We start from the raw sequence: 25435 nt of genomic DNA on the forward strand, positions 1-25435 counted from the left end.
CGACGTGCTTGCGCTACGACATAACGACGCAGCATCATCGACTGATGCGGCAAAATGATGCACGCGACGCACGCTGGCCCGAGCCCGGTCCGGAGATCGTCACCCTCATCCGGCAGGCGGCCGAGTCGGCACTGCGGCCGTCGGGGGAGTGGCTGGAGGAACTGCACGCGGCCTCGCTCGCCGGCGAGCGCATGCGCCGGATCGCCGAAGACCCCGTCCTCGCCGCGGCGGTGCGCCGCGCGAACCTGGCCAACATCACCCATTGGGCTTGGTCCAATGTGCAGCACCCCGGTCGCCGGGTCCCACCGAACCTGGGCCCCGAAGCCCTCTCCGCGGCCCGTGACCTGGTCCGGCGCGGCCTGGACGAGACCTCCCTCGACGCCTATCGCTCCGGCTACAGCGTCGTCTGGAACCGCTGCATGGAGATCTGCTTCGGGCTGACCGACGACCCCGCTCAACTCCGCGAACTGCTGGAACTGGCGTCGCTGTCGATCTCGACCTACGTCGAGGACACCGTCGCCGCCGTCACCCAGCAGATGAAGGCCGAACGCGAGGACCTGACCCGCGGCACCAACGCCGAACGCCGCGCCACCGTCTCACTACTGCTCGAAGGCGCGCCGATCCGGCGCGGAGAGGCCGAACGCCAACTCGGCTACCGCTTGACCGGACCCCACACCGCGGCCGTCCTCTGGGCGACCTCACCCGGCGCGAGCGACCAGCTCGAAGCGGCGGCGGAACTGCTCCTGCGAGTCGCCGGCGCCGCCCACCGCCTGACGATCGTGGCCGGCGCCGCCGCCCTGTGGCTGTGGTTGCCGGTCGACGCGGCACCGGAACTGGACCCGGTGCACGCCGGGCTCGCCGACGCACCGGACGTGCGCGTCGCCATCGGTCGTCCCGGCCTCGGCATCCCCGGATTCCGGCGCAGCCACCTCGACGCCCTCGAAACCCAGCGCATGCTCACCCGCCTCACCTCCCACCGCCGAGTGGCCCGCCACGAAGACGTCCAACTGGTCACCGTCCTGACCGCCGACCCGCTCCGCGCCGACGAATTCGTCGCCGACACCCTCGGCGCCCTGGTCACCGCCGAACCGGACGTGATCGAAGCCGTCACCACCTACCTCGAACAACAATGCAGCACCACCCGCACCGCCGACCGGCTGTACACCCACCGCAGCACCGTCGTCCGCCGCCTGTCCCGCGCCGACGAACTGCTGCCCCGCCCACTGGCGAGCAATACGATCGCCATCGGCGCTGCCCTCGAGGTACTCCGCTGGACACGGTGAACTCACCGCCGAACCCCTTCGCCCGCAACGCCACTGAATTGACCTGCCGCCGATCAACTTCCGATGGCGGAGAAAAGGTCGGTACCCAGCGGCCTCTCCCGCAGCGCGTGAAATCCGGAGGGGTGGAGGTGCGTTCGGCGAGATCCCTGGCCCGCTTGACGAACATCCTCCGGACGCCGCCCCGGGCTCGACGATCTCCGATCCGCCGGAGTCGGCCTACGCCCAGTCGTCGACCCGCTCGGAGGGGTGCGCGCCCGCGCCCTACCTCCACTGGATCCGCAGCGGAAACCTGCAAAAAACAGCCATCTACCAGCCGATTAGTTCCTACGCAGAGTGGTGCGGTAATCTTTTCGAGCACCCGGCGACGGGGGCAAGAACGGGCTGTGGCGCAGCTTGGTAGCGCACCTGACTGGGGGTCAGGTGGTCGCAGGTTCAAATCCTGTCAGCCCGACAAAGAAAAATCCCCTCCGACCTGGGTCGGAGGGGATTTTTCGTTATCGGACCAGTCGGAGCTGGGGACCATTTGGGGACCGTCTCGGCATTTTGAGGTGCGCGGAGAGCATGTCGCCGTCCTTTTGGAGCGCGACGATGTCGGGGTGCAGGTATCGCTGGGTGATCCGCGGGTCGGTGTGTCCGGCGATCTGCTGGAGCCTGTGCAGGGGTACGCCGGCGTCGGCGAACCAGGTGAGCCCGGTATGGCGCAGATCGTGTCGCCGTAGGTGCTCATAGCCCAGGCGGGTGACCACTTCGTCCCAGTGCGTTGCCTTCTGCAGGACTCCGGTCTGGATGCGCCCGCCGCGCGGACCGACGAACAAGCGCGCGTCGGGCTTGTCCTTCCGCGCCCGAATGCGGTTGGCCAGCATGGGCCGAAGCTCCTCGATGATCGGAACTCGGCGAGACCGTTTGCCTTTCGTGCCTTTGTCCAGCATGCCGCCGGGGCCGGGCGAGGTTTGGCGGCGAAGGTTCCAGATCCATTGGTCGGTGTCGATGTCCTTCACTCGGACACCGGATACCTCGCCGATGCGCGAGGCGGTGCAGGCCGCGAAGAGAACGACGTCGCCCCAGCCGCGGAACTCGTCTGATGACGCGGCGACGAGGGCATCGGCCAGCGCCGTGAGGGTCGACCAGTCGGGCAAGGCCAACGCCCGCGGGTCATCCAGCTCGTCTTCGATCCGTTCGTACTGTCCCTGCCAGCCCGTGATCTTTACCCGGTTCTGGTCGATCACCTCGTCACGGACGGCCTGGTCGAGCACGCGCGCGAGTGCGGCCAGGCTGTTCTTCACTGCGGACTTGCTGACTCCTGCCGCGATCCAGTTCATGACCGCCCGGTCGACGATGCCCGCGCTGACCATCGTCACTGGCAGGTGACCCAGCGTCGGGACAACGCGGCGTGCCCACGCCGGCCGGTAGGCGTCGCCGACCGTCTTGGCCTCGATACCCCGCATCGCTGTTTCCCAGCTCGCGCTGCCGTAGTCGGCGAGCGTGGCGGTCGCCATCTTCGGATCGACGCCGCGCGCGGCTGCGCTCCTGATCCGCTCGACCCACGCCTCGGCTTCCTCGCGGGTATCGAAGGACTCGGACTTGGACGGTCGCGCTTTCGTTGCGGGATCGGTCCAGCGCACCCGTGCCCGAAAGGGCTTCGCGCGGTTCCGTTCCTCGATGTCAGCGCGAATTTCGACACCAAGCGGGATGGCGTGAACTGCTTTCGTGTCCATCACGCCGCCGCTGGATCGGTCCGGTTGCGGCGCAAGTACGCGAGCAGGTCCTCGCCCAGGTACCGAGTCACCCTGCCGGAGAGGTGAACAAACGGCGGTCCTTGCGGCGGAACCGCGGTCCTCCAGCGTCGCAAGCTCGACGGGTCGACCTTGAGCAACGCCGCGACCTCCTCTGTGGTGTACCAGCCGTCGGCGGACAACGCCAGACCGCCAGCCCTTCCGACATCGGCGGGCGTACCCCCGCCGATCGTGGTCCTCTCTTCCATCGTCTGGTCTCCTTTCACGAGTTCAGGTTGAGCGTTTAGTGACTGCGCTGATCGGTTCTGGTGGTGCTGTGGCGTTTCGCGCGGCCGTGCGGCATCGACATCGACGGCCGTACTCGCGGCGAAATGACCTGTCGGAGCTGGTGGCCGATCCACTCGGTGTAGGCAGGGGGGATCGCCTCGGCCAGGCTGCGTCGATCGGTGGTCCAGTCGATGCCCATCGCGCGCTGCCAGTCAGCGACGGAGCCTTTGCCGCCGCCGTCGCCGTAGACGGCGAAGTATGGGCCGTCGTGCCACTGGCCGTGGCGGCAGCCGGCGACGCGACCGCGGTGCGGCACATGTTTCGGCTGCGGCGCCGACCACCCGCCGAGTTCGAACACTCGGTGCCGGATCACCCCGAGCCCGAACATCTCTCCGCACAGCACCACGTCACGGCGAAGCGCTGCACCCTGTACGTTCTCGATGACCCACGGCCTGCCGACCCGGTTCAAGGCGTCGCGGGTGGCTGGGATTAGCTGCGGGTATTCGCGACCGCGGTTCGTGCCCTTGGTCAAGGTGCACGACGCCTGGCATGGTGGCGAGGCCGCGATCGCGTCGAACTCGTGCCCGTGGGCGAGCAGGAACTCGATGGCGTCGCCGCGGTGGAACTCGAACGGATAGTCGGGCTGCTCGGCGATGTCGACACCGACCACGTCGAATCCGGCTCGGTGATAGCCGCGAGATGCCCCGCCGGCCGCGCTGTAGAGGTCGAGCAGCCGGGGCTTGCTCGCGGTAGGTGCAGGCGCCGACAGCTCGTGCTCGATGTCGAACGCGCCCTGAGTCCCGATCGTCACTGCGGACCACCGACCGTGAACAGACCGGCGTCGGCGATGTTGTCGCCGAGTTCGGCGGCGGCCGACAGCGTCCGCGTCACGGTCGAGGCCGACACCTCGACGCGTTCAGCGATGCGGGCGTGGGACAGGCCGTCGTCGTGTCGCAGTCGCAGGATCTCGGCGACCTTCTCCGGATCACGGCGCCCGGCCGGGTCTGCACCGCAGACGATCTCCGCCACAGCGGCCCACCGGTCGGTGTGAACCGAGTGCACCGCAGAGGTGGTTTCGGACGGTTCGACCGGGCCGAGCGCGGGTGCCGGCGGTGTCTCGGTGGTGAGCGCACGGGTTTCGGTGTGGACTTCGCGCACCGCGACGGTGCGTACGGATTCGGCGCTGTGCACCGGGTGCGCATCGGTGCGCAGGAGCGGTTCGGGTGCGGTGCGTTCCTTGCGGGCGAGCACCAACAGGGCCACGGTGGCCTGGCCGATTGCGCCGTCGATGATCACCGGGAACAGCCATGCCAGGTGTTCGCTCATGCCGACCTGGACGGCCAGATCGCGCAGGGCGTCGAACGACAGCCGGAACGCGACCACGGCAATCACAAAGGTCAGGACCACAACGGCCCAGTAGGCCAGGCTCGCCGAGGACCGCGCGCGGACCAAAAGTCCGACGCCGTGGGTTGCTGCGAGCAACGCTATCGGCGGGAAAGTCGCGATGACGGCGGCGACGAGTTCCATTCCGGGCGGTGCGTTGAGCCAGGCGTGCACGGCGTTGCCGCCGATGGACATGACCGCGACCAGGATCAGTTCGCCCCAGAAGAACCGGACCGCGGCGACCTCGCTGGGGTCGCGTGGTGCGGGCTGTGCACTGCTCGGTGCGGACCGGTGCGCAGCCTGCTCGCTGCGCACCGGGACTGCACCGGCAGTCGCCGCGCTCACCAGCCGCCCTGTCCGGTCGCGGCGCCGGCGACCTTCGGCGGGGCGTAGGTCGCGCTGAACAACCGCGCCTTGGTGTATTCCGGGTCGGGCCCAGTGTAGGTGACCGACAGGGCGGCGCCGATCTCGAACTCCTCGACGCCTGCGTCTTCGAGTGCGCGGCCAATGGCCTGCTCCATGCGCCAGGACACGAACAGGTTTCGCGGTCCGGATCCGGTCTGGATGGTGATGACGAGCTGCTGGACGGGCGCGCCGTCCTTGTCGAGTTCGACCTCGCCGGGGGCGCCGCCGAACTTGAGCTTGGGTTCCTCGGTGATGGCGGTGATGCATCCGGTCACGGTGGTGCCGGGCTGGCTGGTCTTGCCGAACGCGGGTGCGGGGCGGGCGGCCTTGCGGAAGCGCTGGCCGAAGTTTGTGGTGGTCACGGGGTTCTCCTTCGTTTGTGGTCGGTTTGTCGGCGGACTTCCGGAGTCAGCCAAGCTCGTCGCAGTGGCAGCGGTCGCACACGACGCAACCACTGCAGCGCGTGCATCGGTCGGTGATGTGGCAGTCGCAGATCCGGTGGAAATCGGCCGGGTCGCCGTCGGTCGCGGTCGGCGGTCGGGTCGGTTCGAGAGGCATCGGGGGCTCCAGTCTTGTGGTCTGTTCAGCGGGTGCGCTGGCGCGGTGACGGGTCGCGGCCTCGCGACGCCGGTGGCGCGGTGGTCTGGTGTTGGTGGCGGAATCCAAGGCGATCGAGGTAGCGGACGGGTTCGAGTTCGTCGATGCCGTGCCCGGCGTCGAAGTGGTCCGAGAGGTCCTTGCCCGTGGCGGCTTGCAGCACCCGGACCTCGCCGACGTGGCCTTCGAGGCTGTCGGCGACCGTGCTCGCGTGCCGGTATCCGGCGCGGTCGCGGTCGGCGACCACAATCACGCGGGCAGCGCCACGGACCCAGCGGGCGTGGTCGGCGGTCCACTTCCCGGCGCCCATGGCGTTGCAGGTCGCGAGTTGCCCGGCGCGGCGGGCACGCTGCACGTCTTTCTCGCCCTCGCAGATGTAGAGCTCGCGCCCGGTGTCGAGGGCTTCGCGTACGTCGCCCAGGTGCCAGGGCAGGGGCGCGAATCCGGTGTTCTCCCACTCGGTTCCGGTCCAGTGCCGCTGGTAGAACGACTTTGCGTGTCCGTGCTCGTGCGGGGTCCGCATGCGCACGACCGCGCCCTCGACGCGCCCGTTGGGCCACCGGTAGACGTAGGTGTCTTCGACCTCCGGGCGTCCGGTCTGCGCACCGAGGTCGGGCTTGGTGGGGAACTCGAACCGGGCCGCGAGGATCGCCTGCTCGGCGCGGCTGAACACCTGCCGCGGCGTCCGCGCCGGCGCCGTGCTGTCCGACCGACTGCCGCCGTTGTGCCCGTGGCGGGCGCGTTCGGGCAGCCGGTCGAACATGTCGCGCACCCGCAGCCCGATCCGGCCCAGGACCTCGGCGTCGTCGCAGCGTGTTCCGGAGAAGCACCGCACGATCGTCTTGGCCTGCCGCGGGTCGTACCGCACTCCCAGGCTGGGCGTGTGGTGGCCGCCGTCGCTCTCGTGGACCGGGCACAGGTACCGGTTCCACGATTCAGGCTGACCGGACCCCTTACCGGGGCCGTAGTGGTGGGATTCGAGCGCGTCGATGATCACCCGCCACGAACGTCCGGTGTGATCGGGCTGCGGGTTCATCAGCGGCTCCGCTCGATCGGCGAGCGTCGGCGCCCGGCGGCGATCAAGGCCAGACGCAGGTCTGGGTTGTCGCGGCCGTGCAGCTCACCGGCCTGCCGGACGCTGCGCTGGTCGATGGCGTCGAGACCGTGGTTGTCGCGCCCGGATTCGATGTCGCCGTGGAGCTTGACCATCGCCTCCGGGGCCAGCTCGAACGCGGTGTGCGCGCCGCGCAGCAGGTTCCACCGCTGCGAGTGCTCGCCCAGTGCCCACGCCCTGACGAAGGTGTTGCGCTCCCCGGCGGCCATCCGGCGCCCGTGTTCGACGTTGTGGCCGATGTCGGGACCGGCGCTGGCGCGGATCTGCTTGTTCAGCTGGACGACTCGCGCGAAGTCCTCGCGCATGACTTCCTCGGTGACCGGGTCCATGTCAGCGGCTCCGTTCTGCGCTGGTGCGGGTCCGCTTGGTCGATCGCGCCGTACGCTCGGCGGCCTGGTGCTCGCGGGCCTCGGCCATCCACTTCTCGTGGCGTTCGGTCGAGCGGGCATGCAGTGCGGCGGCCTGGGCCTGGCTGCGCATGTTGATGTCGACCGGGTCGAATTCGCCGTTGTGGGCGAGGTTTTCGTGGAATCGACGCATCGTCTGCGGGGCCTGGCGCCAGTCGTCGCGGGCGTCGTTGAGGTAGTTCCAGTGCTCGGCGTGGGGTCCGTTGCGCCAGCGGTCCTGCAGGTCCCGCTGCTGGTCACCGATCGAGACGACCTGCTCCTCGGTGATCGGCTGGTCCCGGCGGGTCAGTCCGTGGTCCATCTGGTCGGCCAGGTCGACGTAGCGCGCGAAGTCGGTGCGCATCGCTTCTTCGTGTTCGCGCTGCATGTCAGCGGCTCCTTTCGATTCCGTTGCGGCTGTTGGTGCGGTCGGCGATGGGGGTTCCGGGGTTCGGTGCAGGAGAGTTCGGCCCGTCGCGGTAAATGGGCTGACCTTGTTCGGTGCGGTACTGCACGAGGCCCTTGTCCATCCACCACTGCGCGAACTTGTTCAGCGCTTCCTGGTCGTTGCCCGAACCGGCGCGCTGTTCGCGGATCACCGCCGAATCGGTGTTCTCGTAGGCGGTGAACATCTCGTTCGCGAGTGCCTGCTGAACGTCGGCGTCCAAGTCGTGGAATGGAACCTGTTCGGTGCCTCGCCCTTCGGCGACGACCCGTTCACGCCCCGGCGCCGGCATCCGCTCTGTATCGCGCCCTTCGGCGGCGACCCGTTCCCGACTACCGAACCGGTCTCGCGGTGGTGTCCGCTTGGCCAGCCGGGCAACCGCCTGATCCCGCTCGGCCTTGTACTGGTCGCGCTCGGCGCGCAGAGACTCGATGTCGGGCTGGTCGCGGCGAACCTCGTCGATCTCGGCGGCCAGGCGCTGGTTGCGGTTGGTCAGCGTCTCGATCCGGCCCTCGGCGGCGTCGAGCTTGGACCGCATGCTGTCGCGGTCGGCGGTGACCGCGTCCAACCCGCGCTGCAGTATCCCGACCTTCGACTCCATCCGGTCGCGGTCGGCCGCGATCGCCTTGAGCTGCTTCTCGACCTCGGACAACCGGTCGGCCTCGGCCGTGGGCTTCGTCGCGGCGGCGGACTTGTCGGACTGCTGGCGCTCGCGCTGGCTGGCCCAGGACGCAGTCCGCGCGGTGACCTGCTCGTAGTCGCCATCAGCCACGAACCGCGGGTCACGCGAACCCCGTTCGTGGACAGCGGCCTTCAACGCGACGCCGGGCACCCAGTCCGTGCGGCGTACAGCGAAGTGGGTCCACCGGGCGGCGTCCTGCTCGGTGGGGTGCAAGGTCTGGGTGAGCTGGGGTTCGGCGCTGCCCGGGCGCGTCGAGTAGATGCTCGCGGTGAACTTCGAGTTCTCGACCGCGTGCGAGCGCTCCCACTCGACCTGCCGCTTTGGCACCCCCGCCTCGGCGGCAGCGGCGACGGCGGCCTGGACCCTGCCGTCGTAGGTGCGCAGCTCACCGGCGTTGGCGTCGGGTGCGTTGAGGTCCCAGTCGAGCTGGGCTCGCCGCAGCGCCTGCACCGCGACCTCCCGCTCCTCGGGTGTCGACTTCCGCGCGCGGCTCGGCTGCGATGTCTCGACGGTGCGCGGCTCGTTGATGCGGCGCCGCTCCTCGCTCACCTGGGTCTGCTGCTGGGGCAGTGCCTCGCGGGTCCGGGCGACGGTGGCGCGGTAGCGCAAGGCGTTGATGCCCTTGACCCGCCACGCGCCGGCGAACAGCGCGCCCTTGCGGTCGACGCTCGGGAACGCGGTGGCGGCGTCGATGCCGTCGAGGGCGATGCCCTGCTCGACCGGCTTGAGGCTGCGGCTGTTGAGCACCCGGTCCTGCAGGTCGACGGCGTGGCTGCGCAGCGCGACCTGGTCACGAGCGCGGCGGTTGGCATCGATGTAGGGGCTGTTGGCACGGACCTGCACGGCATAGGCGTGGGCGCGGTAGCGGTCCACAGCCTGCTCGGTGTGCATCTTCTGCATTTGCCGCTGCAGGTACTCGGCCTGACGCTGCTGGCGCAGTGCACGGCTGATCTCCTTGCGGATGCGGCGTTGCTCCAGCCAGGACACCGCCCGGCCGTGCTGGGACGCAAGCGCCATCAGCGCGCGCCCGAAATGGCGTGCCTGTTCGGTGATTTCGTCTTCGACTGGTTTATCTGACATGCGGTTTCTCCTTCTTGTGGTGGGTTCAGCGGACGCGGCGGATGTCGCGGCGACGGTTGAAGGCGGCCTGGCGGTCGGCGATGCGCAGCTCGCGCTCGTCGCACGCCTGCTCGGTCAGCGACAGACGTGTGGTGTATGAGGTGGCTCGGCGCAGTCCGTCGTCGGCGGCCTGCAGGGCGCGACCGGTGCTGGCCAGCCACATCTGCGTGGCGCTGGTCGCGGTGGCGGGGTCGATCGGATCGCCCAGGTTGTCCACCCGCAGCGATTCGGGCGAATGTCCGAGCTCGCGGTACTGCTGTTCGAGTTCGCTGATCTGGCGGCGCACGGTCTGCAGGGCCTCGGCGGCGGCCCAGGTCTGCTCGTGCAGGTCGGACGGGATGGGCAGGATCGGTTCGGGGCTGGTGGCAGGCATGGCGGGGTCCTTTCGTTGTGGTCAGTCAGTGGGCGGTGCGGGTGGTCTCGAACGTGGTGCGGCGGTAGGTGATGGCGCCGACGACGGCGCGGATTCCGGCCAGCAGCACCGCGAACACGCCGGTGATCAGGCCGATCGCGCCGGACAGGATCGCGGCGGCGATGTCGCGGACCGGCGGGCGATGCGCGGCGTTCCAGAACAGGAACCCGACCCACGCTCCGGCGTAGAGGTCGATCGGCACCGCGACGACCGCAGGCTGACCGTGGGTGGTGACCACGGCGAGACCGACCACAACGAGCGAGCCAGGCAGCGCGGTGCGTGCCCAACGCGGCACCCGTCGCGCGGTCGGTGCCGGTTCGGGCTGCGGGCGCAGCGCGGGCACCAGGTGCTCGTCCTCGACCGGCACCGGGCGAACCGGCTCGTTGGTCAGCGACTTCACGAGCCGGACAACCGGTTTCGGTGCCGGAGCGGGCTCGTGCGGGACGGCGTCGGCCGCGGCGGCCAGGAATGCCTCGGCCTCGTCGATGAGGGTTTCGGCCATGCGGGCGGCTTCGGGCTCGGTCGCCGGCCGCTGCTGCCCGTCGTGGTCGTGGTTGTGCTCGTCGTCGTTGTGGTCGTCGTTGCCGCGAATGATGCGCATGAACAGGTCCTTTCGGGTGAGAAGTGGGTCGCCTCAGACGGCAGCGTGTTCGGGATCGGGGGAGAGGGCCGGTTCGGCGGTGCGGGTGCCTGGCAGCGGCTTGAGTTCGCCGCGGTCGACCGGGACGACCCGGCCGTAGTAGGCGTGGCCCTGCTTGGCGTAGACGACTTCGCCGGTGGCGAGCTGGCGCACGCGGTCGGGGTCGACCAGCCACTTCTCGCCGTAGCTGATCGAGCCCTCGTCGCCGTGGCGCTGGCCCTTGATCAGGTGCCGTGACGGCATCGCCGAGCGGATCGAGCCGAAGTGTTTGCACACCTCGCCGGCGTTCTCGCTGTAACCGAGGATCAAACCGCCCGCGCAAGCCTTGAGCAGCCGGTTGAGCGTCCACTGGTCGCGGGCAACGCCCTCCTGCGACTGCGCGGCGAAGGTGAGCGCCACGCCCTGGGAGCGGCCGCGTTCGGCGACGTTCTCCAGCCCGATCGCCTGCGACTGGGTCGCGACCGCCGACAGTTCGTCGATGATCAGCGACACCGAACGGCGCTGGTCCTTGGCGGTGCGCCCGGCACGCTGCATGACCATGCGGATGATCGCGGCGACCTGGGCGCGACCGGAATCGGGATCCATGCCCGGTACGGTCACGAACAGCACGTCGAGCTCGTCGAGGTCCTTGCCGCCGTCGAACACCCCGTTGCCGTTGTGGTCCTCCAACAGCGAGAACAGGTTCGACATCTTGATCAGGGCGTCGTCGAGCTGCGGCACCTTTTCCGCCTGCAGCGCCTCGACTTGGCGCACCACATCCGGGGCGCCGCCCCACAGCTTGACCAGCACCTCGGAATCGAGCCGGGCCAGGAACTCTGTCGACGAGCGCGGCGGCCCCGCCGGGGCGTCCACGACGAGGGTGACGATCCGCTTGCGCATCTCGTCGAAGTGCTGGCCCTCGCTGGTGGTCGACTCGCCGCCGACCATCAGGTCGTTGAGCACACCACGCATGTCCCGCGGCGGCATGTTCCAGATGTCGAGGCGATCGCGCGAGGGGACCAGCGCGATCCGCTCGTCGTCGACGCCCAGCGCCAGCGCGTCCTTGCGCAGGGTCTCGCCGAGTACCCGGTCGTCCTCGCCGCCCTTGCAGGCGATCATGACCACCAGCGGGCGCGGGTGGCGCCCGGCCATGACCGGCACGTCCTTCCAGCGCTGCCAGGCCCGCCACTCGGTTTCCAGGATCGACACGAACTGCCGCTCCAACAGGGTGGTCTTGCCCGCGCCGGTCGTGGCGATGATTCCGACGTGGCGCTTCACGTCGGCGTGGGGGATGGTCAGCCACTGCATGTGCCGGGCGGTCAGCGAGCGCCAGAACCCGCCGGGCTCGGCGCTGACGTGCTCGGACAGCACACCGAGCACGATCGAGTCACCGGTGCTGTAGGGGGCGCCCAGCTTCGCGGCGCGGGCCGCGGCCTGGCTGCGCCGGGTCGCCATCGCCGACCGGATGCGTTCGGTCCGGGCGAGGGACTTCTGCCCGACCGACCCGTTCTGCACCAGGAACTTCGCCCACCACAAGGTCGCCAGTAGCATCGCTGCCGGCCCCGCGACGGCCAGCATCGGCACCAGCCCGGAGAAGTCTCCGGCGGCCAGCGATTCCGCACCCGACCACAGCAGCGACCAGGGCGTCGACCAGGAACCGCCGACCACGACCGACGACATCGGCAACAGCAGTGACGCGATGGCGAAGTTGCGCAGGCGGTGCGGGTCCAGCGGCCACGCGGTCGCGACCGCGACGATGAACAGCAGCATCGCGATCACCACGAACGCGATCACCGCTGAGGTCCCGGCGACGTGCGCCAGCGCACCGAAGTCCGGCAGCGGCAGATCCGGCAGATCCACCCCGCCGACCTCGACCGGCGGCGCGACTGGCCCGGTCTCGGGCATCGGCGCACCGGGATCGACGGGGACCGGCGCCGGGCTCGGGGTGGCGGTGATGGTGGTCGGGCGGCTGACCGGGGTGCAGTCAGAGGCGGTGATGAGGGGCTGGCACGTCATGAGGCTTCCTGCTCGGAGAAGTGGAGAAGGGTGTTGCGGCGCCGGTTCGCGCTCGCTGCTTTCTTGGCCTCGCGAACCTCGGCGTAGCGCTTGAGCCAGCGCGACCAGCGCGCATCGAAGTCGTTGATCACCAGGTCGAGCGCCAGATCGCCGAACTCGCTCTGCGGCAGGCGGGCCGCGGCGTCGTGGACGTTGTCGAGCACCGAGGCGGTGCGGCACAGGTAGAGCACGCCGACCATCGGCTCGGTCTCGCTGTCACGGGCCGCGCGGATCGCGCCGCGCAGGGCGATGTCCATCGCGTCGGGCTGCTTCTTCGACAGCTCGACTTCCAGCGCCCACCAGCCGTGATGGCCCTCGACCACGCCGAGGAACCGGCCGTCGTGGATGTGCGGGCGGCCCAGCTTCGGCTCGCGGCCACTCGACACCGACATCGGCGCCGGCTTCTTGCCCCGCGGCCCGCCCTCGACGGACTGGGCCCGGTGGCGCAGCGTGCGCTCGGACACCCACAGCTGCGGGTCGGAACCGACCAGCATGATCCGGGCCTGCGCGACCGCGCGGTAGTGCTCGGCGTACATCAGCGGCGGCTGCCACTCGGCCGGACGCCACCCCAGGTAGGTCGCCGCGGTGATCCGGGTCGGCACGACCCACTTCTCGCCGGGCTGTACCTGCTTGAGGTCATGAACGTCGTTGCCGCGCACCAGGTTCGCGACCAGTGCGTAGACGTGGTTGCGTTCCATCCCCAGGAACCAGCCCAGGGTGTCGACCTGCATCCCGTGCATGTCCGACAGGGCCGACAGCACCGCGGTACGCCGAGACGTCGACAACGTCCTTCCAGCACCGGTGATACCCCGCGCCGTGGTGCGCGGCAGGCCGACGCGGGCGCTGATTTCCGCCATGCTCAGCCCACGCGAATGCAGGGCGTCGATTTCGCCGAGGGTGGCCTCGACGCGGCGGGCGCGGATGCCCAGCAGGCGGGCGATTTCCTGGTAGGTCAGTCCGGTGTCACGCAGGCCGGCGATGATCTCGTCACGCTGGTCGACCTCGAACGTCGCCCAGCGGGCCACCTTCTGCTTGTGGTCGATCTTCATCGTGTTCGCTCCCTTCCCGGGCGTTGCTGCCGATTGGCGGCCCGGTCTCGGTGACGAGCGGCCAGATCGGTCCTGGCCTGCTCGATCAGCTCCCGCATGTCTGTGGCGTCGATGCCGCGCCGCTCGGCGGCCTGCGCCGAGCGCGTCCAGCGCGCGATCCGCAGCGCGTCCAGCTGCGCCTCGGTCGGCTCCCGCTTCGGCTCCGCCTTGTCCTGGTCGAACAGGTGAGCCCGCAGCGGGTCCCGTCCCCGCCGGCCTCGCAACATCTGTGCCTCGTACTCATCGCCCGGCCGCTTGCCCTCCGCGGCGAGCTGGCGCCGCGTCCGCAGGTGCGAGGGGGCGAAACCCCACGGGTAGGTCGGCACGCCGAACCGGCGGCCTTCCGGGTCGTGGTAGCGGCTCACGGTCGGCCTTTCACCGGGCACGGCTCGGCCTGCGCGATGCGTGTGTTCGCGTCGAGCTGGCAGATGTTCAGCGACGGCTGATAGTCCTGCTGGTCGACCCAGGCGACGCTGCAGCCGTACATCGCCACGACCAGCAGCCCGGCGAGCACGACCAGCCGCAGCGCGATCGGCAGATAGTTCAGCGGTGCGTAGACCGCGCCGACGCCCATGAACTCCGGGCGCGTCATCGAACCCAACGCGCTGCGCCCGACCTCGTTGCGGTCCTCGCGAGCCGACCGGAAAACACCGCCGCTCATCGCCGCAGCCCCGCCCGCTTCGACGACCGCCACAGCGCGATCGCACCGAGCACCATCACCGTGAACCCGACGACCTCGGGCGCGGTCAGGATGAGCATCCCCACCGACACCGCCGCGACCGCGATCGCAAACGTCCTCGCCCGCATCAGAACTCACCCCCGCGGCGACCTGCGCCACCCCGGCGGCGCGACTGCGCCGACTTCGACGCGAGGATTCGGCGAGCCTTGCGCGCCCGCTCGGCGCGGTAGGCGCGCTCCTCGGGGCTCAGCAGTCCATCGGGATCGACGAGACGATCGAACTTGCTCGAACCCGCTGGGCGGGTCTTCGCCGCGCTCACGCCACACCGCCCTGGGCGAGCTGGGCCGGGCGCACCAGTGCGAGAAGTTCGGAGCGATCGACGCGGAGCAGTCTGCCGTTGATCCGATACCCGGCGATGTCGCCGGATGCGATCCAGTTTCGGATCGTCTTGGAGTCGACGTCGATGAGCGATGCAGCTGTCTTCAAGCTGATGAGATTGCGCGTCTCGGATGCCGTGTTTTCCACGTTCCATCTCCTGTCAAAGTGAGGAAAGTTCTTGGCCTTCATCACTTTTCGGGAAATTTGAGGATTTCCGAACCGCATAGCTGGACGGGGGAGGACGTCCAACGTACAGTTAAAGACGTCCCTAGACGTCCCCTGGAGGCATGATGGCGAACGAGCGGCTTCGCGAGGCTCTGCTGCGTAACGGGCTCGATATTTCCGACGTCGCCGAGCGCGCCGGCGTGGAGCCGAAGACCGTCGAACGGTGGATTACGAAGGGTCGCGTTCCATATCCGCGGCACCGCCATGCCGTCGCTGCGCTCGTTCGTGAGACCGAAAAATACCTCTGGCCGGATGCGGTCTCATCCGAGCGGCGCGCGGAGGTCAGCGGGTCGGAGGTCATCACCGTCTACCCGCATCGAAACGACATTCCGTCGGACCTTTGGCGCCGGCTGCTCGCATCCGCGACCGAGCGGCTGGACATTCTCGTTCTCGCGGGGCTGTTCCTCGCCGAAGAGCCGGAGTTCACCAAGGCGGTCAGGAAGCGGACTCGTGAGGGGTTGAAGGTCCGAATGCTGTTCGGGCGCCCGACCGCCCCGGAGGCGGACAAACGCAGCGCAGAGGAGCGCCTGCACACCGGCACCGTTGGCGCGCGTATCAGCAATGCCCTCGCCCTGGTACGTCACCTCGGCGACGTCGACGGTGTGGAGCTCCGCTACCACGACACCACGCTCTACAACTCGATCTTCCGGTTCGACGACGAGATGATCGTCAACATGCACACCTACGGCCAACCTGGTGCGCACAACCCGGCGATGCACATCCGCCAGCTGCCCGACGGCGACCTGTTCGACACGTATATGACTAGTTTTGAGTACGTGTGGGCAACCGCGACGGAGGACGAACACAATGGGACGGACAGACTACTTTCATGATCCGGCGGCACCGCGGCCGAACGCGATCAAGGTCGCGGTCAGCGCCGTGGTGCTCGATGGCGATGGCCGAATCCTGATGATTCGGCGGACCGACAACGATCGCTACTCGATCCCCGGCGGGGGCCTCGAAGCAGGCGAGACTGTCAGCGAAGCGGTCGCTCGCGAAGTGCTGGAGGAGACGGGCATCGAGGTGGATGTCTCCGACATGGTCGGGGTCTTCTCGAACCCAGAGCACGTGATCGCGTACGACGACGGCGAAGTTCGGCAGGAATTCTCGATCTGCTTCCGTGCACGTCCAATCGGGGGAACGCTCCGGACGAGCGAGGAGTCGAAAGAGGTTCTCTGGGTCGCGCCCGCCGCTCTCGACTCGCTCGACGTGCACCCGTCGATCAAACTTCGGATCGAGCACGGGCTGGCGAGCTCCGCGCCCTACTTCACCTGACGTCGACGCCGGCGCGTTGGGCTGCTTCCTCGGTCCGGTCGGCCGCAGCGATGAGCTCGGGCGCAGACTCGCTGACCGAGTCGGTAACGACGTGGCCTGGACCGTAGCGGTGCAGAACCTCGGCGATCCGGCTGCGCACATCGGTCGGTTCGCCGCTTGGGGTCGTAGTCATATCCGCCCACCAGAGCGCGTCACGCAACGAGGTTCGCTCGTCTTCCCAGGCGATCGGAACGCCGCGTCGGCGCGCCTCGACGCAGGCGCACGAATGATGGGCGACCAAGGCACACAGCCGAATCGAAGCACCTTGTGCGCGAAGGAACTCGGCGCCGTCAACTGGGTGAAAGCCGGTCGTCGCGAGTTCGGCGCTGTAGCCGATGTCGTGCAACCACGCTGCCACGACCAACAGTTCCGGATCGTCCACCGTGGCGGCGACCCGCTCGGCATGTCGGGCCACTCCCTCGACGTGCCGAAGCCGACGCGGCAGGTCGCGCAGGTACGACCGGGCCAGCGATTCGGCCCAAGCAACAGCGTCAGCGGTCATGCGTCCACGGTATCGACTTCGGACCAAGACCGACGCACCTGCAGCGGCCAACCCCTTCGTTGTGGTCAGGTTACGCGGGCACCTGCCGCACCGCGGCAAACCAATCCGAACCCCCAGAATTCGCGTTGGTACCGCAGCCGCACGACCGATCGCCGCCACTCCACCGAACCACGTTGCGAACGCAACGGGCGCTTCCCAACGCAACCACTCACCCAACCCGGCCCGTCCCTTGTGGTCCTCACCTTCCACTTCTCAACTCTCACTTCACATTTCTGCTCACCCACTCACCTACTGGTTTTTGTCTCCCTCCCCACCCCGGCCAACACTCTCTGACAGCGAAGCGTTAGAGAGTGTTGGCCGGGGTGGGGAGGGAGACAGCGCGAAGCGCCCAGATCAAGGCATGTATTGAACCGTGCCTGTCGGGACACTGGCGGGACTTTCCGAGTCCCGCCAGTGTCCCGACGAAGTCCCGCCTCTATCCCGCCACTGTCCCGCCAGAATTGACGACGTACTTACCCATATCGGTTACATTCGCTCCCACAGTCCATAGCAAACGAGTATGTCGCTCACCCACAGCTGATCAGCCCATACCTGCGGGTCATCCGGATCAAGGCCGGCGTCGACGAGCGCGTTGCGATCCACGGAATCCATTCCCATGGTGAGGTTTGACGGCAGCCACCGATCTACGGTTCCCCAGGGCGATCTGACTGTCCGACGTTTGACCTCACGAAGTGGGCATAGCTGGCTAGCCAGCGAAACCAGGCTCACCCAATTGAGTGCTCGCAGTCGTCGTGCAGCGGCGGCTCAAAGGTCACTGCGCCGCACGCGAGACAGGTGTGGACGCGATGGTGTCCGCCGATGCGATGACATGGCACCGCAGTGGCGATAGCGCGGCTGGCGCCGAGACCGGTGGTAGCGGGCGCAAACCGTGGCGCCGGCTCGGTCCAGACGCCGACTCGTAGGTAGGGCCGAACAGATTCGCACACATGTTCGACTATAGTCGGACTGTGGAGGTGTCGGATGAGGGTATGCGGACCGAGGGAACTTCCCCGCGGCCCTTGTACCCGCACGCGCAGGGGCACTTCGCGAAGACGGTCGTGGAATCGCCGAAACCGGTGTGGGTGCGCTTGGACGCCATCGTGATCCGTGATCCGGGTGCGCCTCGCCACGTCAACGGTGCTGGGGTGGATATGACCGGGGAGCGTCCGGGTTTGCTGACGCACTGGGTCCCAACCTATGCCGGCGAGTGGCTTGGCAGGGTCACATACTCGGTCGCCTATGCCGATGGCCGTCCTCCGTTGGAGCTGATCGATCAGCTTGTGCCTGCCTACGCGCTGCGACCGCGATCGACTGGTTAAGGCAGCAAGACCTCGAAGAGCTCTACCGAGGAGCGGCAGCGGCATCACAACACCGACGTTCGCCGCTGGAACTGGCCAGCCGGCTCGTGCGCGCTTACGTGCTAGGGCCGTAAAGACCGGTCCTACGGCTATGGCCGGGCGCGCATGGCGGTGATTCTAGGAATCCGGGCGAGTGACTGGCTACGATGCATCCCGACCAAGTGTCGGACGCCTATAGTGCACAGGTGGACATATTTGCTGGATTCGCGATCGAGGGCTTCAAGAGCTTCGGCGGTGACACCCTTGAGCTGGTCGGACCGATGGAGCAGATTCACCTACTTGTGGGTAGGAACAACGTCGGGAAGTCGAACTGCCTGTCAGCCGCACATGATGTAGTTGCCAAGCTTCGACAGCGTGACGAAGCGGCGCGAAATGTTCTTCGAGATAACGCCCCTGAGGGATGGGATGCGGAGCGTGTTCGGAAAGTAAGTATTGCACTCCATGTTGGTGACAAGCTTCTGGAGCCATACGATCGATTTTTGCGCAAATCGAGCAGGAGGAGCGACGAGTCAAAGGTTGATCTAGCGGAACTCTTGGCGACAAATGCTTATAGCCGAGGAAATCCTGGAGTTGCTTGGTTCGATTTCGAAATCGCGATTGACGGGACGTCTTCTGGCGCGCAACCACGCGCGTCGTTTTCGCAATTCTTGAGGGCCAAGGAAGAGCTCAAGCTCGACCAGCTTGAGGCGGAGACGTGGATCCACGAAACTCTGCGGAAAATGCAATCATCCACGGGTAATTCTCAGCACAACTATGTGCAAATCATCGAGCGGCTGGGGGTCTTAGGATACATACCAGAAGTGTATCAAGTGGATGCAATTCGTGAGCTCACAACAGCTCCGGCCTCAGGGGAGGCCAATGCCCTTCGGAACGGTCGGGGGCTGATTGAAGAGCTCGGACGCCTGGAGCGGCCAGATTACGCCGATCATAAGGCCAGCAAGGAGCGGTTCGAGGCGCTGAAGAATCTGGTGCGCACTGTACTTGAGGATGAAACGGCGGAGATCGAAGTGCCCCGATCTGGCACCGACCTCCTTGTTCAACTGGGCGGAAGGCTCAGGCCAGTAAGGCAACTAGGTACCGGGATCGCGGAGCTCATTGTCATGGCTGCGATCACTGCAACAGTGCAAGGTAAGTTGGTGTGTATCGAAGAACCGGAGGTTCACCTCCATCCTTCGCTGCAGCGAAAGTTGCTTCGCTACTGGGCTGACGACAAGCGAAATCGGTACCTAATCTCGACGCATTCGGCTGCGATACTCGATTCAGAGATCGCTTCCATCTCCCATCTGTCTATGTCTGTAGACGGGTGGACTAGAGTGGCTCCGGTGATTTGCAGGTCGGGCCTATCAAAAGCTGTGTCCGATTTGGGCAATCGAGCTTCTGATATTGTGCAGTCGAATTTCATGATATGGGTCGAGGGACCGTCTGATCGCATCTATTTGGCCTATTGGATATCGCTCCTAGACCCACGATTGGAGGAAGGGGTGCACTTCTCTATCATGTTCTATGGCGGAGGTCTGCTAAACCATTTAACGGCTGCTCACGATGAGAGTGTAAATGAATTCATCGAACTGGCGATGATAAATCGAAATGTTGCCGTAGTGATCGACTCTGATAGAAAGTCTACTTCGGATGAAATAAATTCAACCAAGCGTCGAGTGCTTGACGAGTTGAAAACATCGGGCGGAGTCGGGTGGGTCACGGAAGGGTATACAATCGAGAATTATGTGCCAAGAGACATCATCTCGACTGCGATTGGCAACAAATACTCAAATAAGAAATACAATCTCCCTGCTGGGAAATTTTCGTCACCTCTCGGGAAGGTATTTGTCGGCGGTTCATCAAAACCGAACAAGGTGACAATTGCGCGCGAGGTTGTCCGTCTGGGATGTCCGGTTGAGAAGCTGTCTGAGCACGGACGGAGCGCTCTGAGTGAGATCGTGGCTGCGGTATGCCAGGCAAATCACCTGTCAGCACCAGTCGCCGACGGAGCTCACTAGATCCTTTGGCTGCGCTAACTCTGCTGGCATCAGCGGGAGTGGCGGCCCCTCGTGAATCCAGATCGTGGACGACGGCATGATCGTGGGGCTGGGGACCAGTTGGGGACCGCACGTCATGCGCGCTGCTGAACTACCGGCATGAGAGCAGCTGCCCGCCTTGATGCGAACCGTGTGTGACGTGCGCTTTTCTTCAATCGTCAGTCCTGGGGGTCAGGTGGTCGCAGGTTCAAATCCTGTCAGCCCGACAGTGAAAACCCTCTCTGACCTGGGTCGGAGAGGGTTTTCTTGTGTCCGAGATTTGACGTGGTTTGCCGATTTCTCACAGAAACCCCACAGTTTCGATTCTGATCGTTCGTCCAATATGGTCTCGATGGCTCTCTTGCGCCCCATGTTGCGCCGACCACCTCGTTGGATGCACGCACCGTCGGCGGGGTGCATGTACCGACCGTGACGAGGGGGTAGGGCGCTCCGGCGGCAGCTCTGCGCAGATGCTGAGCGATGTCTGGCGACGGCCCACGCTTCGAAGGGTGATGAGTGTCGCCCGGAGGTGACCAACGTGAGGTGGCCTGTACACACCGTGCGCACCGGGGGAGTGTGACGCGTTGAGCGACGGAGCCCACCCGAGTACTGTCACGTCGATGCTCGGCCTTCTTCGGTGGTCCGTTGTGCCGGCGCGGCCGCATCTTTCTAGCGAGGTGTGCACAAGCGCGACCGGCGGCACGCGCTCTCCTGCAGGTCCGGCACGATGATGCCTGTGCCACTTGCTAATACGGCCAGGATGGCCTTGCCGAATCTGTTTGTGTCTGGGCGTGGCTCCTTGGAACGAGATCTGAAGCATCTAGGGTGGATACCGCCCCGCGACGTAGCGGCGCGTGGGTGCACGGGGAAGCACTCGCCTCGACCGGGAGAACGGTCGAGGCGAGCCGAATCGCTCCACGGCCACAGGATCGGTAGCCCCGCGGATCGACAGTGAAGACCGGCGTTGCAGGCGCATGGATCGGACTCTTGATCGAGAAGGTCAGGGGTTCGATTCCCCTTAGCTCCACAACAAGTGCAGGTCAGGCCGGGTTCCGAAAAATCATCGGAGCCCGGCCTGACTCGTTCTCCCCACTAATTCCCCACTAATTCTCGTGAGGACTGGCTCGGACGGGTGCGGGGCGCGCCGACAGGAACCCGGGGGCGAGATGAACGCCGCGCAGACGGTGTCTGTGGTTCCTTTCCGCGAGCACAGCTTCCGTGCTAACCTGTTGGCACTACATCCCCCACGCCTCTCGTAGAAGCGCACTTGGGGGATTTTCTTTGCCCAGGCAAGAGGAGCGCGCATGCCCACTTCCAAGCGCACCTCCTGGACGCCGCCTCCACCACGTTCGCGGGGCTCGCTCGACTACGACAAGCCTCCGCTGAGCCTCGACGACCTTGTGGGCCGCCTGACCGATCGCGGTCTGAGCATCCCGGATGATGAGAAGGCGCGGCGCTACCTGCGCCACATCGGCTACTACCGTCTCTCGCCCTACACGATCCCCTTCCAACAAGGCCAGCCCGACCACGCCTTCCGGCCGGGCACGGCGTTCGACGACGTGGTCGACCTCTACGTCTTCGACCGTGCGCTGCGACTGCTGGTCATGGACGCTCTCGAACGCGTCGAGGTCGCCGTGCGTGCGGCACTGACCGACCACATGTCGACGAACTACGACGATTCTCACTGGTACACCGACGCCCGGCACTTCGACAAGACGGGCAAACACTCCGGGCTCCTCAAAATCGTCCGCGAACGCTGTGACGAGAGACTGTGCGGAAAGCCGGATGCCGGACTCGGCCCGCTGGTCCATCGCTCGGCACTCGAGCACTACCTCATGACCTACGGCGCCCCAGAGCTGCCGCCCTCCTGGCTGATGGTGGAGACCTTGGCCATCGGACAGCTAACCAGTACATACTGCAATCTTCGTCGGCGCGCCGATCGGACGGCGATCGCGGCGAGCATCGGCCTGACTGCCACGGTGCTCGAGTCCTGGCTGAAGACCTATGTGCGCGTGCGCAACATCTGCGCCCATCACGGACGGCTGTGGAACGTCGGCCTCGGCGTCAACCCGGCGATCCCGACAACCCCCACGATCCCTTGGCTGGAAGGAAAGGGAGCGCTGCCCGAGCGATCGAGGCAGCGGCTCTATCCTGTTCTCGTGTCCCTGCAGTCGGTGCTCGACTCCGTGTCGCCGCGCAGCAGCTGGACCCGACGGCTTCACGAACTTCTCAGCACCCGTCCGCGGATGAACCTGTCCGGGATGGGTGTCCCCGCGGATTGGGCCGACGACGGCTTCTGGAGTCGGCACCTGGCAGAGTGATCGGCTCGCATGGTGCTTGCGATCGAGCATCGTCCACGGCGGTGATGCCGTGGTGAAGTCACTCAACGGCAAGTTCCTCAGGAATTGGTGCTTAGCCGGTCAGGGCAGGAGAAGATCACTTTCGACTCCGACCTGTTCGATTGCACGACGCGTGCGGCGAGGTGCGCAGACTGGCATGACGCGCTGGTATGGCTTACCGGTGTCTCCGCTCACAGTGACGACCCCCGCATCGGCCCCACATGCATCGGCGTAGATGTCTACCGAGAAAGCTGACGGGTACTGTGCTCGGCCCGTTGCAGAAATCCGAAGTGAGAAGTGGCGAGAAGGAGCTAGGAGTGGTCGCGCGGAGCGTCAACCCCAGCGGCGCAGGGGGCGTGTTGGTCGGACTTCGTGGTAACTCGGGTTCTGGCAAAACGACCGTGGCTCGTGCAGTGCAGCAACGATTTGCGCGCGCCAGCTGCCTGGTGGTCGCGCAGGATGTGGTCCGGCGGACGATGCTTCGTGAGACCGATGCCCCCGGTGCGGTGAACATCGACCTCATCGAGCATGTCGCGGCGTTCGGGCTGGCTCGCGGACTGATCGTGATCGTGGAAGGCATCCTCGACGCGGACCGGTACGGCGAGATGCTCGAACGACTCTCGATGTCAGCGGGATCAGCGATGTTCTACAGCTTCGACCTGTCCTTCGCGGAGACCGTCCGGCGGCACGCGAGCAGGCCCCAAGCACAGGAATTCTCGCCGACCCAGATGGGGCAGTGGTACCACGGCTGGCAACCGTTGGCGTTCGTCGACGAGGTCCGTATCGATGCGAGTTGGCAGCTCGAGACAGTCGTTGATCAGATCGTCGGCGACATCTGTGCCGCAGGCCTTTTCGATCAACAAGCTGCGCGATGCCAAGGCGCGACGGGTGGAACCTCCCCGCCGGCCTCGGCGACGCCTCGGCGCGTGACCGTCACCGAAGCGGAGTAGGTCAGGCGTCAAGATCCACGGGTGTGCTGCCGATGGCACGGTCGAGGACGTTCGCCGCGGTCCGGTGTGGGCGTCCTCGCGCCATGTAGTACCGCTGGGTCATCGCCACGTCGACATGGCCGAGGACATCGGCGGTGACTCGCGCGGACAGGCCCGCGTCGTCGAGGATCGTGGCCACGGCGTGCCGGAAGCTGTGCGGGGTGATGTCCTCGGCGAAACCCAGTGCTTCCCGGACACGCTGCCACGCATGACCGACGTTCTGGGGGTCACGCAGGGTCCACACCGCCGAGGCAAACACCAGATCCAGGTCCTCGACCCCGGGCTTCGGCGGCGATGATTTGCGCCTGGCTGCCATCGCGTCTTTGCGCTGTTTGAGCATCGCCACGGCGAACTCTGGCAAGGCCATGATCCCGGTGTGGTTTTTCGGGTCATCGTCGTCGGCGACCCGGACGAGTCCCTTGCCGGCGACCCGGACGACTTTGCCGACGGGGTGCAATGTTGCTTCGTCGAGGTCGATGTCGGACCAGAGCAGCCCGAGCATCTGGGAGCGCCGTAGCCCGGTCGCGGCGTAGAGGGTGATGACGTCGGCGAGGTCGGCGCCTTCGCAGTAGGCGGCGACCGTGGGCGGGGTGTAGGCCTTGACCGGTGTGCCCCGCTCGCGTTCGGCCTTGGACAGCTTGCGCGGACACGGGATCTGCGAGGTGCGCACCGAGGACAGGATGAAGCGCAGCTCGTCGACGGTGAGATCACCCGCGCCGCCGGTGCGGCCCTTGGCTTCGACGTTCTCGGCCATCCGAGCTTCGCGCACCGGGTTCACAGCGAGGGCTGTCCTTGCGCACGCGAACCGGAACATGCCGGAGAGCACGTTGCGTGCGGTGCGCATGTTCGACGGGCCTCGGGCGTGGCCAACGTCCTTGAGGAAGGCTTCCACCGTCGCGGTGTTGACCTCGAAGAGTCGTCTGCCGCCGAAGGCACTGTCGAAGGTCTTGGCGGCCTCGTCGTAGCGGCTGAGGGTGCCCTCAGCGCGACCGAGGGAAACCAGGTGGTCGCGGTAGTGGTCCCACAGCTGCTTGACGGTGATCGAGTCCGACAGCTCGTCATCGAGATCGACACGGATGTCGACGGCGGCGGCCATCACCGCGTCGAGAGCGCGCTGGCCGGTGCGGTCGGGTAGCGGTCGGCCTTGAGCGCTGAGCTTGATCGGGGAGAATCGGACGACCTCGCGGCGGCGGCCCGAGGTGTCACGAATATAGATGCGTGCCTTCCAATGGCCGGGGGCTATCTCGGTGAGCATCGGCTTGCCGGGTACCCCGAGAGGCCTAGGTGGTCTACCCCGGCTCACCGTCGTGCTCGGGTGGCTCGTCGCCCGAGTTCGCCAGGGCGGATTCGAGTTCGTCTATGTCCCAACGGAATTCCCTCCCAACTCGGATAGGTTTGGGTAGCCAGGTGTGCTGGCCTGGATGGCGGGCCCAGCGCCGCAGCACTTCTGGGTGGACGCCGAGGTGCTCGGCGGCAGTTCTCGTGTTGACCCACCGACGCAGCGGCGCCGGGGTCGGGTTCGGGGTCGAAGGATCGTCACGCATCGGTGCGTCGCTGGTCGTAGTGGACATCGATCAGCGGTGCGCGGTGCAGGCCGCCGTACCTCAGAGGTGCGGGGCAATCGCGGAGAAAACTCGCATTCCTCTTCGGGAGGCGGTGGAACGCGCAGTCCCGAAGGCTGTGTAGATCGGTTGGGAGGGTGCTCGAATCGCGGTCATGTGCGCACCTATCCGTGGGCCGAAACTGCCCGCGGTGAGGGGCTGCGATGACTCCCGATAACACCGCGAGAAATCGCTCGCACAGAGGGAGCAGAGGGAGATGGGTAGTGCTTTCGTGAAATTGCATCGGGCACCTTTCGGCCCGATCAATGACTCTTCCCGTCTCCAGGAAACCTGAAAATGTGGAAGTTCGCCACCAATTTTCTGCTAGCGCTGAGAAATTGGTGCCGACTCTCGCGCACAGCCCGACGACTTCGCCTCTGTGACCGATCACAAGATCCGCCTGGTGCA

At 66.5% G+C, this 25435-nt stretch carries 26 protein-coding genes and 1 tRNA gene; 7 read left to right on the plus strand and 20 right to left on the minus strand.

The features are described from left to right. The first annotated feature begins 44 nt into the window (after window positions 1-44). Both Q7X29_RS13380 and Q7X29_RS13385 read left to right on the plus strand, forming a co-directional pair. Window positions 45-1283, plus strand: a complete 1239-nt coding sequence (locus tag Q7X29_RS13380; protein ID WP_316574239.1) for a PucR family transcriptional regulator — start codon at window positions 45-47, stop codon at window positions 1281-1283. 377 nt (window positions 1284-1660) lie between these two features. Then, a tRNA-Pro gene (locus Q7X29_RS13385) sits at window positions 1661-1734 on the plus strand. A 43-nt stretch (window positions 1735-1777) separates the two neighbouring features. Here Q7X29_RS13385 and Q7X29_RS13390 read toward each other — a convergent pair. From Q7X29_RS13390 to Q7X29_RS13475, 18 genes are all read right to left on the minus strand, one after another. Next, window positions 1778-2998, minus strand: coding sequence for a site-specific integrase (locus tag Q7X29_RS13390; protein ID WP_316574240.1), 1221 nt, complete (start codon window positions 2996-2998; stop codon window positions 1778-1780). After that, the gene (locus Q7X29_RS13395) at window positions 2998-3264 is read right to left on the minus strand and encodes a helix-turn-helix domain-containing protein (RefSeq protein WP_316574241.1); all 267 of its coding nucleotides are present in this window, start codon (window positions 3262-3264) and stop codon (window positions 2998-3000) included. Before Q7X29_RS13395 ends, Q7X29_RS13390 begins: the two co-directional genes overlap by 1 nt. 35 nt (window positions 3265-3299) lie before the next feature. Then, complete coding sequence (locus tag Q7X29_RS13400; protein ID WP_316574242.1) at window positions 3300-4094, minus strand: DNA cytosine methyltransferase; 795 nt, start codon at window positions 4092-4094, stop codon at window positions 3300-3302. After that, entirely contained in the window at window positions 4091-5011 is a 921-nt protein-coding gene (locus tag Q7X29_RS13405; protein WP_316574243.1) for a DUF2637 domain-containing protein, read from the minus strand. The genes Q7X29_RS13400 and Q7X29_RS13405 overlap by 4 nt, the downstream gene beginning before the upstream one ends. Then, a complete protein-coding gene (locus Q7X29_RS13410; protein ID WP_316574244.1) occupies window positions 5008-5433 on the minus strand; it encodes a hypothetical protein in 426 nt (141 codons plus the stop codon). The genes Q7X29_RS13405 and Q7X29_RS13410 overlap by 4 nt, the downstream gene beginning before the upstream one ends. 221 nt (window positions 5434-5654) lie before the next feature. Further along, window positions 5655-6704: a toprim domain-containing protein gene (locus Q7X29_RS13415; RefSeq protein WP_316574245.1), complete on the minus strand. Its 1050-nt coding sequence runs from the start codon at window positions 6702-6704 to the stop codon at window positions 5655-5657. Further along, window positions 6704-7111 (minus strand): hypothetical protein, encoded by a 408-nt coding sequence (locus Q7X29_RS13420; RefSeq protein ID WP_316574246.1) that lies wholly within the window; start codon window positions 7109-7111, stop codon window positions 6704-6706. The genes Q7X29_RS13415 and Q7X29_RS13420 overlap by 1 nt, the downstream gene beginning before the upstream one ends. Before the next feature lies 1 nt (window position 7112). Continuing rightward, the gene (locus Q7X29_RS13425) at window positions 7113-7556 is read right to left on the minus strand and encodes a hypothetical protein (protein ID WP_316574247.1); all 444 of its coding nucleotides are present in this window, start codon (window positions 7554-7556) and stop codon (window positions 7113-7115) included. Between the two features lies 1 nt (window position 7557). Further along, a complete protein-coding gene (locus Q7X29_RS13430; RefSeq protein ID WP_316574248.1) occupies window positions 7558-9375 on the minus strand; it encodes a hypothetical protein in 1818 nt (605 codons plus the stop codon). Window positions 9376-9400: 25 nt separating this feature from the next. Beyond that, window positions 9401-9787 (minus strand): hypothetical protein, encoded by a 387-nt coding sequence (locus Q7X29_RS13435; RefSeq protein WP_316574249.1) that lies wholly within the window; start codon window positions 9785-9787, stop codon window positions 9401-9403. 25 nt (window positions 9788-9812) lie between these two features. Next, window positions 9813-10427, minus strand: coding sequence for a hypothetical protein (locus Q7X29_RS13440; protein ID WP_316574250.1), 615 nt, complete (start codon window positions 10425-10427; stop codon window positions 9813-9815). 33 nt (window positions 10428-10460) lie between these two features. Further along, window positions 10461-12461 carry a type IV secretory system conjugative DNA transfer family protein gene (locus tag Q7X29_RS13445; RefSeq protein ID WP_316574251.1) on the minus strand — a complete coding sequence of 667 codons (2001 nt, stop codon included), beginning with the start codon at window positions 12459-12461 and terminating at the stop codon, window positions 10461-10463. Next, a complete protein-coding gene (locus Q7X29_RS13450) occupies window positions 12458-13549 on the minus strand; it encodes a hypothetical protein (protein WP_316574252.1) in 1092 nt (363 codons plus the stop codon). The genes Q7X29_RS13445 and Q7X29_RS13450 overlap by 4 nt, the downstream gene beginning before the upstream one ends. Further along, window positions 13546-13953: a hypothetical protein gene (locus Q7X29_RS13455; RefSeq protein WP_316574253.1), complete on the minus strand. Its 408-nt coding sequence runs from the start codon at window positions 13951-13953 to the stop codon at window positions 13546-13548. Before Q7X29_RS13455 ends, Q7X29_RS13450 begins: the two co-directional genes overlap by 4 nt. Further along, the gene (locus Q7X29_RS13460; protein WP_316574254.1) at window positions 13950-14249 is read right to left on the minus strand and encodes a hypothetical protein; all 300 of its coding nucleotides are present in this window, start codon (window positions 14247-14249) and stop codon (window positions 13950-13952) included. Before Q7X29_RS13460 ends, Q7X29_RS13455 begins: the two co-directional genes overlap by 4 nt. Beyond that, window positions 14246-14395, minus strand: coding sequence for a hypothetical protein (locus Q7X29_RS13465; protein ID WP_316574255.1), 150 nt, complete (start codon window positions 14393-14395; stop codon window positions 14246-14248). The genes Q7X29_RS13460 and Q7X29_RS13465 overlap by 4 nt, the downstream gene beginning before the upstream one ends. Continuing rightward, complete coding sequence (locus Q7X29_RS13470; RefSeq protein ID WP_316574256.1) at window positions 14395-14586, minus strand: hypothetical protein; 192 nt, start codon at window positions 14584-14586, stop codon at window positions 14395-14397. The genes Q7X29_RS13465 and Q7X29_RS13470 overlap by 1 nt, the downstream gene beginning before the upstream one ends. Then, a complete protein-coding gene (locus Q7X29_RS13475) occupies window positions 14583-14834 on the minus strand; it encodes a helix-turn-helix domain-containing protein (protein WP_316574257.1) in 252 nt (83 codons plus the stop codon). The genes Q7X29_RS13470 and Q7X29_RS13475 overlap by 4 nt, the downstream gene beginning before the upstream one ends. Window positions 14835-14932: 98 nt before the next feature. On the opposite strand from Q7X29_RS13475, the gene Q7X29_RS13480 reads away from it, so the two are divergent. Together Q7X29_RS13480 and Q7X29_RS13485 are read left to right on the plus strand one after the other, a co-directional pair. Continuing rightward, on the plus strand, window positions 14933-15703 hold the full coding sequence (locus tag Q7X29_RS13480) for a helix-turn-helix domain-containing protein (protein WP_316574258.1): 771 nt from the start codon (window positions 14933-14935) through the stop codon (window positions 15701-15703). Then, a complete protein-coding gene (locus Q7X29_RS13485; RefSeq protein ID WP_316574259.1) occupies window positions 15678-16145 on the plus strand; it encodes an NUDIX hydrolase in 468 nt (155 codons plus the stop codon). Before Q7X29_RS13480 ends, Q7X29_RS13485 begins: the two co-directional genes overlap by 26 nt. On the opposite strand, the gene Q7X29_RS13490 is transcribed toward Q7X29_RS13485, so the two are convergent. Continuing rightward, complete coding sequence (locus tag Q7X29_RS13490; protein WP_316574260.1) at window positions 16138-16686, minus strand: HD domain-containing protein; 549 nt, start codon at window positions 16684-16686, stop codon at window positions 16138-16140. The two genes, Q7X29_RS13485 and Q7X29_RS13490, sit on opposite strands and share 8 nt — an antisense overlap. Before the next feature lie 1582 nt (window positions 16687-18268). Here Q7X29_RS13490 and Q7X29_RS13495 point away from each other — a divergent pair. The 3 genes from Q7X29_RS13495 to Q7X29_RS13505 all read left to right on the plus strand — a co-directional run bounded on the left by Q7X29_RS13495 (window position 18269) and on the right by Q7X29_RS13505 (window position 23387). Beyond that, the gene (locus Q7X29_RS13495) at window positions 18269-20080 is read left to right on the plus strand and encodes an AAA family ATPase (protein WP_316574261.1); all 1812 of its coding nucleotides are present in this window, start codon (window positions 18269-18271) and stop codon (window positions 20078-20080) included. Window positions 20081-21402: 1322 nt separating this feature from the next. Beyond that, window positions 21403-22419, plus strand: coding sequence for an Abi family protein (locus Q7X29_RS13500; protein WP_280305903.1), 1017 nt, complete (start codon window positions 21403-21405; stop codon window positions 22417-22419). A 335-nt stretch (window positions 22420-22754) separates the two neighbouring features. Beyond that, window positions 22755-23387 carry an AAA family ATPase gene (locus tag Q7X29_RS13505; RefSeq protein ID WP_280305904.1) on the plus strand — a complete coding sequence of 211 codons (633 nt, stop codon included), beginning with the start codon at window positions 22755-22757 and terminating at the stop codon, window positions 23385-23387. 1 nt (window position 23388) lies between these two features. Here Q7X29_RS13505 and Q7X29_RS13510 read toward each other — a convergent pair whose 3' ends face one another. Further along, window positions 23389-24681 (minus strand): tyrosine-type recombinase/integrase, encoded by a 1293-nt coding sequence (locus Q7X29_RS13510; RefSeq protein WP_280305906.1) that lies wholly within the window; start codon window positions 24679-24681, stop codon window positions 23389-23391. Between the last annotated feature and the right edge of the window lie 754 nt (window positions 24682-25435).

It is taken from the genome of Nocardia canadensis (assembly GCF_032656385.1).
Lineage (GTDB): Bacteria > Actinomycetota > Actinomycetes > Mycobacteriales > Mycobacteriaceae > Nocardia > Nocardia canadensis.